Annotated in this window: 10 protein-coding genes; 6 read left to right on the top strand and 4 right to left on the bottom strand. The window is 72.8% G+C overall.

Going from position 1 to position 12,170, the window contains the following annotated elements; all coding sequences use genetic code 11:
- The first annotated feature begins 469 nt into the window (after positions 1–469).
- Positions 470–853 carry a hypothetical protein gene (locus ABD879_RS08340; protein ID WP_345019085.1) on the top strand — a complete coding sequence of 128 codons (384 nt, stop codon included), beginning with the start codon at positions 470–472 and terminating at the stop codon, positions 851–853.
- Between the two features lie 270 nt (positions 854–1,123).
- Here ABD879_RS08340 and ABD879_RS08335 read toward each other — a convergent pair whose 3' ends face one another.
- From ABD879_RS08335 to ABD879_RS08320, 4 genes are all read right to left on the bottom strand, one after another.
- Positions 1,124–2,854, bottom strand: coding sequence for an ABC transporter permease (locus ABD879_RS08335; RefSeq protein ID WP_345019083.1), 1,731 nt, complete (start codon positions 2,852–2,854; stop codon positions 1,124–1,126).
- Position 2,855: 1 nt separating this feature from the next.
- The gene (locus tag ABD879_RS08330; RefSeq protein ID WP_345019081.1) at positions 2,856–3,587 is read right to left on the bottom strand and encodes an ABC transporter ATP-binding protein; all 732 of its coding nucleotides are present in this window, start codon (positions 3,585–3,587) and stop codon (positions 2,856–2,858) included.
- A gap of 20 nt (positions 3,588–3,607) precedes the next feature.
- Entirely contained in the window at positions 3,608–4,129 is a 522-nt protein-coding gene (locus ABD879_RS08325; RefSeq protein WP_345019079.1) for a helix-turn-helix transcriptional regulator, read from the bottom strand.
- Positions 4,130–4,225: 96 nt separating this feature from the next.
- A complete protein-coding gene (locus tag ABD879_RS08320) occupies positions 4,226–6,532 on the bottom strand; it encodes a DEAD/DEAH box helicase (protein ID WP_345019078.1) in 2,307 nt (768 codons plus the stop codon).
- A gap of 256 nt (positions 6,533–6,788) precedes the next feature.
- Between ABD879_RS08320 and ABD879_RS08315 the strand changes: the two genes are divergently transcribed.
- The 5 genes from ABD879_RS08315 to ABD879_RS08295 all read left to right on the top strand — a co-directional run bounded on the left by ABD879_RS08315 (position 6,789) and on the right by ABD879_RS08295 (position 12,167).
- Positions 6,789–7,142 carry an STAS domain-containing protein gene (locus ABD879_RS08315; RefSeq protein WP_344952877.1) on the top strand — a complete coding sequence of 118 codons (354 nt, stop codon included), beginning with the start codon at positions 6,789–6,791 and terminating at the stop codon, positions 7,140–7,142.
- 14 nt (positions 7,143–7,156) lie between these two features.
- Complete coding sequence (locus ABD879_RS08310) at positions 7,157–7,597, top strand: ATP-binding protein (RefSeq protein WP_345019075.1); 441 nt, start codon at positions 7,157–7,159, stop codon at positions 7,595–7,597.
- A 348-nt stretch (positions 7,598–7,945) separates the two neighbouring features.
- On the top strand, positions 7,946–8,365 hold the full coding sequence (locus ABD879_RS08305; RefSeq protein ID WP_345019073.1) for a phosphoribosyl-AMP cyclohydrolase: 420 nt from the start codon (positions 7,946–7,948) through the stop codon (positions 8,363–8,365).
- Between the two features lie 530 nt (positions 8,366–8,895).
- Positions 8,896–11,340, top strand: a complete 2,445-nt coding sequence (locus ABD879_RS08300) for a sodium-translocating pyrophosphatase (RefSeq protein WP_345019071.1) — start codon at positions 8,896–8,898, stop codon at positions 11,338–11,340.
- Positions 11,341–11,708: 368 nt separating this feature from the next.
- A complete protein-coding gene (locus ABD879_RS08295; protein WP_345019068.1) occupies positions 11,709–12,167 on the top strand; it encodes a SixA phosphatase family protein in 459 nt (152 codons plus the stop codon).
- The last annotated feature ends 3 nt before the right edge of the window (positions 12,168–12,170 follow it).

The raw sequence follows: 12,170 nt of genomic DNA, 5'->3' as shown, positions 1-12,170 counted from the left end.
TACGGTGATGCGGAGGCGGTAAGCGTTTTTGGTGTCGCTGACCATGCTGGGCCAGGCCGCTGTTTCTCCCGATGTTTTGTCTGGGGGGAAGGTGGCTGAGGTGCCCTGTGTGGGGTGTATCGGAGGGGGGCGTTGCTCGGCGTGTGCTTTTGGTGTGGTGCTGCGTGACGTTGGTGTCCGCCGTGCTCGGTCTTTTTGTGTTTTGGGCCGGAGTGAATTCGCTTGGTCGGTGGTTTGGGGTGTCATTGCTTTCGGGGGCGCGTTAGGTGTGGTTTACGGGGGGTCGTGTGGGGGTGCAAGGCGGGCTGATTCCGTGTCCGGAGGTTGAAGGAGGCGGCGGGGAGCTTGCGGCAGGTCCGTGGGGTGCGGCGGGTGAAAGACTGCGCTTGGGGATGGCGTCGTAAATGGGAACGGTCTAGGCTCCCTTTCCAGCTGAGATCTCCCCGCGACGGAGAGGAGAACCCTCCGCATGGTCTTCTTGGGGTTGCTGCTCGTGGGCGCCGCGCTGGTGGTGGGCGCGGGCGTCATCGCGGACAACACCGGCGACGCTGAGCTCATGGTGTACGGGGAGGCCGTGCCGGGGGTCGCGGCCGAGTGGCAGGTGTTCATGGCGGGTGCCGTGGCCGCCGTCGTGTTCATGGCCGGTGCGGCGATCGCGGCGGTCGGGGTCCGGCGGGCCGTCGGTCTGCGGCGTGAGCTGCGTGAGCTGCGGGACGAGCACGCGGAGTCCATCCAGGCGTTGGAGCAGGAGAAGCGGCGGCTCGAACGCGAGCTGGCCATGGCCCGGCGCAACGTGCCGTCCCAGCAGCAGGTTCCGGTGGTGCCTGTGCAGGCGGGTGTGCGGCGGCCCTGACCGGTGCCTGCTTGTTGACGGGTGGCTGTGGTGACCGGGGCGCTCACCTCTTGGTGGTTGTGAAGGTAGGTGCGACAGGTGGGTGGTGCCGCGCCTGACGGCGCGGCGTGGCGCGGCCTGTTGTCCCAACTGCAGGTTTTGATGGGTCTGCGGCGGCCCTGATGTCAGGGCACCGCGTCGTGTGCGCCGTCTGCCCGCCACGGCGCGGCTGTTTGCGTCGGCGTGTGGGCGTTTGAGGGGCGGTCGTGGTGGATGGGGGCGTCTGCATCTTCAGGTGGTTGTGAGCGTCGGGGCGACCGGGCGGGTGGCGGCGTGCCTGACGGGGATGGCGGTCAGGGCGGTGACGGCCGCCAGTGCCGTGGGGAGGACGGCGGCCAGCCACAGGATCGGGACCTGGCCGGACGCCGAGGATTGCCCGACTGCGCGGGCCGCCGCGTATACCGCCAGGCCCAGGGGTAGCCCGCCGGCGGCGGCCACGGTGGCGGGCAGCAGGTGGGCGGCGACGAGGCCGCTGGTGATCTGGCGGGGGGTCGCGCCGAGGGCGCGGGCGAGCGCCGAGGTGCGCAGGGTGTCCAGGGACGTGGCCCACGCGGTGAGGACGGAGTTGACCGCGGCGAGCAGCAGCATCGCGACGGCCAGCACCAGGACGATCTGGCTGACGCGTTCGGTGACGGGGTTGCCCGCCCCCGGGACGAAGTCGGGCCCGGTCGCCCGGCCGTCCATGCGGGCCACGTCCCGGTTCATGGCGAGCGCGGCGACGATCATGGCGACGGTGACGGCGGTGCTGAGCGCGGCCAGGATCGTGCGGCGGACGCGGCGCGCGGCGATGCGCAGGCCGAGCAGCAGGGTGACCGGCAGCCCGGACGGCAGGCCGAGGCGGCGCGGCGGGCGCACGGGGGCGCGCAGGGCGTGCGCCGTGGTGACGCGGGCGCCGCGCAGCGCCGGGAACGCGGTGGCCGTCGCGGTGACGCCGAGTGCGAGCAGCAGGACGGCGGCGACGATGCCCATGGTGGGGGCGGTGCCGCCGGACTCCAGCAGGCCCGCGTTCGGACCCGTCAGCAGCGGGGACGCGGCCCAGCCCGCGAGCAGCCCGATGACGGCGGCGGCGACCGCGATGAACATGTGCTCGGCCAGGAGGGTGAGGGCGACGACGGCCGGTGTCGCCCCGGCGGCCTTGAGGAGCCCGACGCGGCGGCTCTGCTCGGCGAGGCGGCCGCCGACCAGCAGGGCGATGCACAGGCCCGCGAGGATCGCCAGCGCCCAGGATCCGGTGATCAGCGCGTTGTTCGCCAGGGTGAGCTCGGCGGTGGCGTACTCGGACAGGGTCTGCCAGGGCGTGACGCCCGGGTGGCGGGCGGCGAAGGCCGGGGCGGCGGACGGGTCGTCCAGGCGCAGCGGCATGGTCAGCCGCCGCTGCGCGAGCGCGGGCAGGCGGGCGGCGTCGGCGCGGGTCGTCCAGACCAGGCCCGGCGCGGACGACGGATAGGGCGCCCGGCCGGTGGTGACGGCGATTCCGGCGACGGTGAAGCGGCGCCCGGCCAGGGTGACCTCGTCGCCGGGGCGGACGCTCAGGGCGTCGGCGAACGCCCGTTCCACGACGACCGAGCCGCGGCGCAGCCACGAGCCCGAGGTGACGTAGGGGCGGTCGATCCGGCTCGGCACGATGTCGCGGCCCTGGACGACCGCGTTGACCTGGGTGTCCCGGACGCCGAGGCGTACGGAGAAGGTCGGGAACGGCCGGACGGCGTCGGCCACGCCGTCGGCCTTCGCCAGAGCCGCCAAAGCGCGTGCGTCGGAGGCGGAAGCGGTGGCGACGGCGTCGGGGCCCGCGGTCGCGGCGCGGGTGCGGTCCCACGGGTCGTCGGCGGCGTTGCGTACGAGCAGGCCGAGTGTCAGCGTCGTCGTGGTGGCCGCGATCGCCACCAGCAGCAGGAACGCCTGGGCGCGGCGTCGCCGCAGGTCGCGCCGGGCCAGGCGGAAGGCGAGCAGGAAGCGTCCCATGTCACACCAGCCCGCTCATCGCGCCGAGGCCGGTGCCGTGGCCGGTGCGGCCGAGCACGGTCTGGTCGACGAACCCGCCGTCCCGCATGGTGATCAGCCGGTCGGCGGCCGCGGCGATCCGGGAGTCGTGCGTGACGATCACCAGTGTGCGGCCCTCGGCGCGCAGCTCGTCGAACAGCCGCAGCACCTCGCCGGTGGCCGCGGTGTCGAGGTTGCCGGTGGGCTCGTCGGCCAGCAGCAGGCCCGGGTCGTTGACGAGGGCGCGCGCGACCGCGACCCGCTGGCGCTGCCCACCGGACAACTGCGCGGGCAGGTGTCCGGCGCGGTCGGCGAGGCCGACGCGGTCGAGCAGGGCGGCGGCGCGGTGGCGGGCGGCACGCGGGGAGACCCCGGCGAGCAGGGCGGGCAGTTCCACGTTCTCCCGCGCGGTCAGCTCGTCCACCAGGTGGAACGCCTGGAACACGAAGCCGACGGCGCGGCGGCGCAGCCGGGCGGCCGCGGTCTCCGACAGCCGGTCGATGCGCTCGCCGCCGAGCCAGATCTGGCCGCCGTCCGGGCGGTCCAGCATGCCGAGCAGGTGCAGCAGCGTCGATTTGCCGCAGCCGCTCGGGCCGACGACGGCCAGCGCCTCGCCGGGGGCGACGTCGAGATCGACGTCGTCGACGGCGCGGACCAGGCCCGTGCCCTTGCCGTAGTGCTTGCGCAGGCGGTGGGCCCGCAGGATGGGTTCCACGGTTCCTCACTTCTTTCCGGTCAGCCCCGCGGGCGGTCGGCCCAGTGCGCGGCGCACGCGTCCAACCAGCGCAGATCGGCCTGCAGCCGCAGGACGGCGCCTTCCAGGAGCAGTGCCGGGCCGGATCCGGCGGGCTGGGCGAGCGCGGCCCGCTGGACGTCCGCCAGCCGGCGCAGCAGTTCGCGCCGCTGGGCGTCGACGACGTCCACGGGGTCGGCCAGCCCGGACGAGGCGGCGGCCACGAGCTTCAGGTAGAGGTCGGTCGGCGCCGGACGGGTCGCCCGGTCCACGTCGGCCAGCCAGCGGGCAACGCGTTCCTGGCCCGCCGGCGTCAGTTCGTAGACCTTGCGGTCGGGCCGGTCGGCCTGCCCGACGAGCCGGACTGTCACCAGCCCCGCCTTCTCCAGGCGCCGCAACGTCACGTACACCTGCCCGGCGTTGAGGTCGTCGCCGAGCGGGCCCAGCGCGTGCTGCAGCCTGGCGCGCAGCTCGTACCCGTGCGCGGGCTCCTTGGCCAGCAGCGCCAGCACCACGTCCTGCATCCGACCCCCTAACGGTCAGCCATATAGATAACGGTTAGCTATGAGCGGGTCAAGCGAGCGGCCCGCTCGCGGGTGGCGGGGAGCGCCCCGGCGCCCCTACGGGGCGGGGGCGCGGCGGAGGAGTTCGGCCAGCATGACCAGGGCGCCGTGCTTGTCCAGCGGGTCGTTGCCGTTACCGCACTTGGGCGACTGGATGCAGGAGGGGCACCCGGATTCGCACTCGCAGGAGATGATGGCCTCGCGGGTCGCGTGCAGCCAGGTGGCGGCGTTGGCGTAGCCGCGTTCGGCGAACCCGGCGCCGCCCTCATGGCCGTCGTACACGAAGACCGTCAGCAGGCCCGTGTCGGGGTGGAGGGCGGTGGAGACGCCGCCGATGTCCCAGCGGTCGCACGTCGCGTACAGGGGGAGCAGGCCGATCGAGGCGTGTTCGGCGGCGTGGGCCGAGCCCGCCAGGTCGAGGTCGCCCAGACCTTCCACCTGGGTCTGCGACAGCGTCCACCAGACGGCGCGGGTGCGCAGGGTGCGGGGCGGCAGGTCCAGGGGCTTCTCGCCCAGCATCTCGCCCGTCTGCAGGCGCCGCATCTGGTACGCGACGACCTGCCGTGTCACATCGACGGTGCCGTAGTTGAGGGTCGCCTCGCCCCAGGAGACCGAGCGCAGGCGCTCGACCACGCGGATGTCGGTGACGTCGCGGGCGGTGGTGGAGTAGTCGGGCTCGGCCTCCTGCACCAGCGCGACCGAGTCGTCCAGGTCGAGGGTCTGGACGAGGAAGGTCTCGCCCTGGTGGATGTAGACGGCGCCCTCGTGGACGGTGGTGTGCGCCGACGCCTCGTCCACGGTGCCCAGCAGGCGCCCGGTGGCGGCCTCGACGACCTGGATCGGCGGGCCGCCCGCGCCGCGGATGTCGGCCAGGTCGGCGGCCTTGTCGCGGCGCGTCCAGTACCACCCGGCGGGACGGCGGCGCAGCAGGCCGCGGCGCACCAGGTCCGGCAGCAGGCCGGCGGTGGACGGCCCGAACAGGTCGAGATCGTCCTCGGTCAGCGGCAGCTCGGACGCGGCGGCGCACAGGTGCGGTTCGAGGACGTACGGGTTGTCGGGGTCGAGCACGGTGGCCTCGACCGGCGTTCCGAAGATCGCCTCCGGGTGGTGGACGAGGTAGGTGTCGAGGGGGTCGTCCCGGGCCACCAGGATGGCGAGCGCGGCCTGCCCGGAGCGTCCAGCGCGGCCCGCCTGCTGCCAGAGGGACGCGCGGGTGCCGGGCCAACCGCACACGACCACCGCGTCCAGACCGGACACGTCGACGCCCAGTTCCAGGGCGTTGGTGCTGGCGAGGCCGATGAGTTCGCGTGAGCGCAGGGCGGCCTCAAGCGCGCGCCGCTCCTCGGGCAGGTAGCCCGCGCGGTAGGCCGCCACCTGGTCGACGAGCTCGGGGGCGGCCTCCTCCAGCGCGCGCTTGGCTCCGAGCGCCACCGACTCCGCGCCGCGCCGGGAACGGACGAACGCCAGCGTCTGCACCCCCTCGACCACCAGGTCGGCCAGCAGATCGCCGGTTTCGGCGGTGGCGGTGCGGCGCACGGGGGCGCCCTGCTCGCCGCGCAGCTCGGTCAGCGGCGGCTCCCACAGGGCGAATGTGGCCGGCCCCCGGGGAGACGCGTCGTCGTCCACCGCGACCACGTCCAGGCCCGTAAGGCGGGACGCGGTCGTCGCGGGTTCGGATGTGGTGGCCGAGGCCAGGATGAAGACGGGCGACGCCCCGTACCGCGCGCACACGCGGCGAAGGCGCCGCAGCACCTGCGCCACGTGGGAACCGAACACGCCCCGGTACCCGTGGGCCTCGTCCACGATGACGTAGCGCAGTCGGCGCAGGAAGGCGCTCCACCGCCCATGCGCGGGAAGGATGGAGCGGTGCAGCATGTCGGGGTTGGTCAGCACGTAGTTGGCGTGCTGCCGTATCCAGGCGCGCTCCTCACGGGGCGTGTCACCGTCGTAGGTGGCGGCCCGCACCCGCGTCAACCGCAGTGACCGCAGTGTGCGCAGCTGGTCGGCGGCCAACGCCTTGGTGGGGGAGAGGTAGAGCACGGTGCCCTGGCTCCGGGCGTCCTCCTCGTAGATGGAGGCGACGGCGGGCAGCAGATAGGCCAGCGACTTCCCGGACGCGGTGCCCGTGGCGATGATCACAGAGCGTCCCGACCGGGCGTGCTCGGCCGCCTCGGCCTGGTGCCGCCAGGGCGCGTCGATCCCCGCGGCGTTCAGCCGCCGCACCAGCGTCTCCGGGGCCCAGCGCGGCCAGTCGGCGCGACGGCCCCGGCGTGCGGGCACCCGCTGGACGTGGGTGATGCGGTCGCGCCGGGACGGCACGGCCAGCAGCCGGTCCAGAGGGGTCGAAGATCTTTGCGGGCCCATCAGGTTTTTCAGTCTGCCAGCCCGGGCACAAGTACGTGAACGCCCCGGCGCCGCAGGGCCGCTTCCCCTCGTCACGACCGGCAGATCAGCAGGTCAGACGGCCGTACGAAGTTTCGTCCGACTGGGCGATAACGCGCGTACTCGACGCCGGAGCGTGATTGAATCACGGCGGAGTCCCGGCGCCCGCGAACCGCCCCCCAGCGGCCGGTATCGCAGACGACGGGATCGAAGTGTGCTGCATGGCGCTGGAGGATCTGTGGACCTGAAGGTGAACGACTACACCACCGAAGACGGCCTGACCGTCATCACGGTGGAGGGCGAGATCGACGTCTACACGGCGCCGAGGCTTCGCGAGAAGCTCATCGACCTGGTCAACAAGGGCAAGTTCCACCTCCTCGTTGACATGGAGAAGGTCGAGTTCCTCGACTCGACCGGTCTCGGCGTGCTGGTCGGCGGCCTCAAGCGCGTGCGGGCACACGACGGGTCGCTGGAGCTGGTGTGCACCCAGGAGCGCATCCTGAAGATCTTCCGCATCACCGGCTTGACCAAGGTCTTCGGCATCCACGACTCGATCGCCGAGGCCGAGGAAAAGCGCAAGGGCGCCAAGTAGACGGCCCGGCCGCGATGGGACCCGTTGAGCTCACATTCAGCGCCCTGCCGGCCCATGTCCGCACGGCACGGCTGATCGTCACGGCGGTGGCCCGCCGCAGCGGCGTCGCCGAGGCCCTGCTGGACGAGGTCCGGCTGGCGGTGGGCGAGGCGTGTTCACGTGCCGTCGAGGCGCACCAGCGGCACTGTCCGGACGAACCGGTGCGGCTGGAGCTGAACGGCACCGGCCGCCGGTTCGAAGTGACCGTCAGCGACACCGTCCCCAGCGAGGACGCCGGCCGCGGCCTGCCCGCCGAGCCGAACGGCCTGGAGTACGCGCTGGGGAACGGGACCGCCGACCTCGGCCTGGCGGTCATCTCCGGCCTGGCGGACGACGTGGAGATCTCCTCGACCCCCAAGGGCGTTCAGATCCGGATGAGCTGGCCCGCCGGAGAGGGCGTACCGCCCCAGAGCTGACCCCAGTCCGCCCCGCCCCACGCAGGCCGCGCCCCGCCGTGGACGCGGGGAGCCGCAGCCCCGGAGGCGCGCCGCACAGGCACCGCCAGAGGGCCGGCCGCGAGCAGGCGGGCCCGCCCTAGCAGCCGACAACGCGGCCGCGGCGCCTGCCGAGGCGGACGGCCCGCCCCCATCGCGGGCAACGGTGGACCGCCCGGCGGGCTGAGGACGGGTCGGCGGGGCCAAGGCCGATTTCGCAGACGAGCCAGGAGCCGGTACGAGCGTGGCGAACGCCGTACCGGCTCCTTGGCGTCTGCCGCACCCGTTCCGCCGGCCCCGCCCGGGGCACCGTCACGGAGGAGGAAGCAGATGAAGGAGCTCGAAGAAGGTCTCCGGCTCGAACTCGACTTCGGGAAGCTGGCCGCGGTCGCCGCCACGGGGGCGCAGGTGGTGCCCGTCGTGCTGCAGGACGCCGACAGCGGCGAGGTCCTGTTCGTGGGGTACGCGAACGAGACGGCGCTGCGGGCGTCGCTCGACGAGGGCATCGCCGTCCTGTGGTCCACGTCCCGGAACGAGCTGTGGCGCAAGGGGGCCACGTCGGGGGACACGCTGGCCTTGGTCGAGGTCCGCGTCAACTGCGAGCAGAACTCGCTGCTCTACCGGGTCCGTCCCACGACGGGAGGGGCCTGCCACACGAAGCTGCCCTCCGGGCAGGCGCGCCGCTCCTGCTACTACCGGGCGATCGGGGACGACGGCACGCTCCGCCCCGTGCCGGGCCTCTACGACTGACGCTCCCCGCTCTGATAGCCGGGCATGCAGCCCGTGCCGCACCCGTGCGCCGATGACTTTGCGACAAGGTGCACAATCGATTATCGATCATGTGTGATCGCGGCGAATTGTGATTCGTCGTGGGGCAGGTGGGACGGAGCGGTGCGGTGCTTATGAGATCATCTTTCGGGGCGGGCACGCGGCGCCGGTTTGAGCCTGTACGTAATGCGTATTTCGGTTTGGAGTAAAAGAGGCGTCAGAATCGATGCGGTGCGGCGGCCGACCAGGCTTGCTGCCTCGGCGAACCGCGTCTGACCTGCGGCGATGCGGCAATCGTCGGCGTTCGCGGGAAAATCTGCCGTAAAGCTGGGCGTTTCCAAACATCTTCTTCAATGCCGAGCTCGCGGGGTTCTCATCTTTCCGTTGCCTGCGTAGACTCCCGGCACCCGCGTTGCCGTGCGAGGTGTCTAAAACGGTCACTCGCGGGGTACGCGGTAAAGATCGTCCTTATTGGACGATCAGAGCTCGCACGCCCCTGTCGAGGAGGACGCATGTCTGGGCTTTCCCTGTCAAGCCCGGCCGCCGCGGACGTGGATCTCGGCGGCGGCGACCAGACGCTGGTCGTCGTCGTCGCCGTGATCGCTCTGCTGGCACTGGCCGTCGCCGCGGGACTGGTACGCGAGGTGCTGGGCGCCGGCCAGGGCACCGAGAAGATGCAGAACATCGCGCGGGCGGTGCAGGAAGGCGCGGGCGCCTACCTGAAACGCCAGTTCCGCACGGTCGCGGTCTTCGTGGTGCTCATCCCGCTTCTGCTGCTGCTCCTGCCGGCCGACTCCACCGCCGAACGGGTGGGGCGGTCGGTCTTCTTCGTCATCGGGGCGCTGTTCTCCGCGGTCACCGGGTTCGCCGGGATGTGGCTGGCGGTGCGCGGCAACGTCCGCGTGGCCGCCGCGGCCCGCGAGGAGGACGGCGAACGCCGGGCGATGCGCATCGCGTTCCGCACCGGGGGCGTCGCGGGGATGTTCACCGTCGGGCTCGGCCTGTTCGGCGCGGCCGTGGTCGTGCTGGCGTACAAGGGCGACGCGCCCAAGGTGCTGGAGGGCTTCGGCTTCGGGGCGGCCCTGCTGGCGATGTTCATGCGGGTCGGCGGCGGCATCTTCACCAAGGCCGCGGACGTGGGCGCCGACCTGGTGGGCAAGGTCGAGCAGGGGATCCCCGAGGACGACCCGCGCAACGCCGCGACCATCGCCGACAACGTGGGCGACAACGTCGGCGACTGCGCGGGCATGGCGGCCGACCTGTTCGAGTCGTACGCGGTGACCCTGGTCGCCGCGCTGATCCTCGGCTCCGCCGCGTTCGGCACCGAGGGCCTGGTGTTCCCGCTGGTGGTGCCGATGATCGGCGTCGTCACCGCGGTGATCGGGATCTTCGCGGTGGCGCCGCGCGCCCGCGACCGCTCCGGGATGTCGGCCATCAACCGGGGCTTCTTCCTGTCGGCGGTGATCTCGGCGGTGCTGGTGGCGGTGGCGGCGTTCGCCTACCTGCCGTCGTCGTTCGCCGAGCTGTCGGGCGTCACCGACCAGTCCATCCGCGCCCTGGACGCCGACCCGCGCTGGGTGGCCGTCGGCGCGGTGCTGATCGGCATCGTGCTGGCCAGCGCCATCCAGCTGCTCACCGGCTACTTCACCGAGACCAGCCGCAAGCCGGTCAAGGAGGTCACCGGCAGCGCCCGCACCGGCCCCGCCACGGTGATCCTGGCGGGCATCTCGCTGGGCCTGGAGTCGGCCGTCTACACGGCGCTGGTCGTGGGCGCCGCGGTGTACGGGGCGTTCCTGCTGGGCTTCGGCAACACCACCGTGGCGCTGTTCGCGGTGGCCATGGCCGGAACCGGCCTGCTCACCACGGTCGGCGTGATCGTGTCGATGGACACCTTCGGCCCGGTGTCGGACAACGCGCAGGGCATCGCCGAGATGTCCGGCGACGTCGAGGGCGAGGGCGCGGCCGTGCTGGAGCGGCTGGACGCGGTGGGCAACACCACCAAGGCGATCACCAAGGGCATCGCGATCGCCACCGCCGTGCTGGCGGCGACCGCGCTGTTCGGCTCGTTCCGCACCACGGTGGTCGGCGCGCTGGGCGACGCGTCCGCCGGCGCCCGCGACGCGCTCGGCTCGTTCGCCGACTTCAGCCTGTCCATCGACAACCCCAACGTGCTGATCGGGCTGATCGTCGGCGCGGCCGTGGTGTTCCTGTTCTCCGGCCTGGCGATCATGGCGGTGGGCCGGGCGGCCGGACGGGTCGTGGTGGAGGTGCGCGAGCAGTTCCGCACCAAGCCCGGGATCATGGACTTCTCCGAGAAGCCCGACTACGACCGGGTGGTCGACATCTGCACCCGGGACGCCCAGCGCGAGCTGGCCACCCCGGGGCTGCTGGCGATCATGACGCCGATCGCGGTCGGGTTCGCGCTGGGGTACGCGCCGCTGGGCGCCTTCCTCGGCGGCGCGATCGCGGCCGGTGTGCTGATGGCGGTGTTCCTGGCCAACTCCGGCGGCGCCTGGGACAACGCCAAGAAGCTGGTCGAGGAGGGCGAACTCGGCGGCAAGGGCAGCGAGGCGCACGAGGCCACGGTGATCGGCGACACGGTCGGCGACCCGTTCAAGGACACCGCCGGCCCGGCCATCAACCCGCTGATCAAGGTGATGAACCTGGTGGCGCTGCTGATCGCGGACGCGGTCGTCACGTACGCGGGCAACGTGCCGCTGCGGGTGGGCGTGACCGTGGTGGCGGTCGGCGTCGTGGTCGCCGCGATCGTGGTGTCCAAGCGGCGCACGGACCTGATCGGCGCGGGCGGGCCGCAGCCCGCCGTGGCGGGCGGCGCCGAGGCCGGTGCCGTGGCGTCCGGTGCGGCGCCCGCCGCGTCCGAGCCCGCCGAGAAGGCCGAGCTCGTCGGTGACGGGAAGGCCGACACGGGCAAGGAGCCGTCCGCGAACAAGGCCTGATCGCACCGTACGCGGGGCCGGCGGCCGTCTCGCCCGGTCGTCGGCCCCGCGTATGCGCGCCCCGATCAGCGCGCCGCGTCGACCCGGCCCGTGCGCCTGTGTTGCCGTCCGCGTGCGCCGCGGGGGCGGTGCGGGGGGCGGTGCGGGGGTGGCCTTGGGCGGTCGTAGGGTGGGGCGAGGGCGCAACGCCCCCTTTGGTGATCATGAGGAGGCGTGCGGTGAGCACGGGGAAGTCCACGATGTCCGGACCCAAGGGGCTGGCCGTCATCCTCGTCGGGATGCTGGCGATCATCGCCCTGCTGTGGCTCCTGGCGGCGCTGGTCGCCCCCTGACCGGGCCCCGGAGGCGGGACGGCTAGGGTGTCGGGCATGCCGACGTTGCTCGTTCTGCGTCATGCCAAGGCGGCCCCGGGCGGAGGGACGCCCGACATCGAGCGGAGCCTCACCGAGCGGGGACGGCGGGACGCCGAGGCGGCGGGCGAGTGGCTGCGCGGCCGGGGCCTCACCCCCGACCTGGTGCTGTGCTCGACCGCCGCGCGCACCCGGGAGACCCTCGAACGGCTGGCGGTCCCGGCGCCGGTGCGGTACGAGTCCCAGATCTACGCCAACGACGCCGACGCCCTGCTCACCCTCGTCCGGGAGACCGACGACGTGCGCACGCTGCTGCTCGTCGGGCACAACCCGTCGGTGCACCAGCTCGTCCACGACCTGACCGGGGCGGCCCCGAACGCCTACCCCACGTGCGCGCTCGCCGTGATCGAATGGGCGGGCGGCTGGACGGACGCCTGGCCCGGGGCGGGCACGCTGGCCGCGTTCCACACTCCCTAGGCG

This window comes from Actinomadura keratinilytica, assembly GCF_039539665.1.
GTDB lineage: Bacteria > Actinomycetota > Actinomycetes > Streptosporangiales > Streptosporangiaceae > Spirillospora > Spirillospora keratinilytica.
Note: the sequence above shows the minus strand (reverse complement) of the source record. Positions and strands in the feature narration are given on the sequence as shown.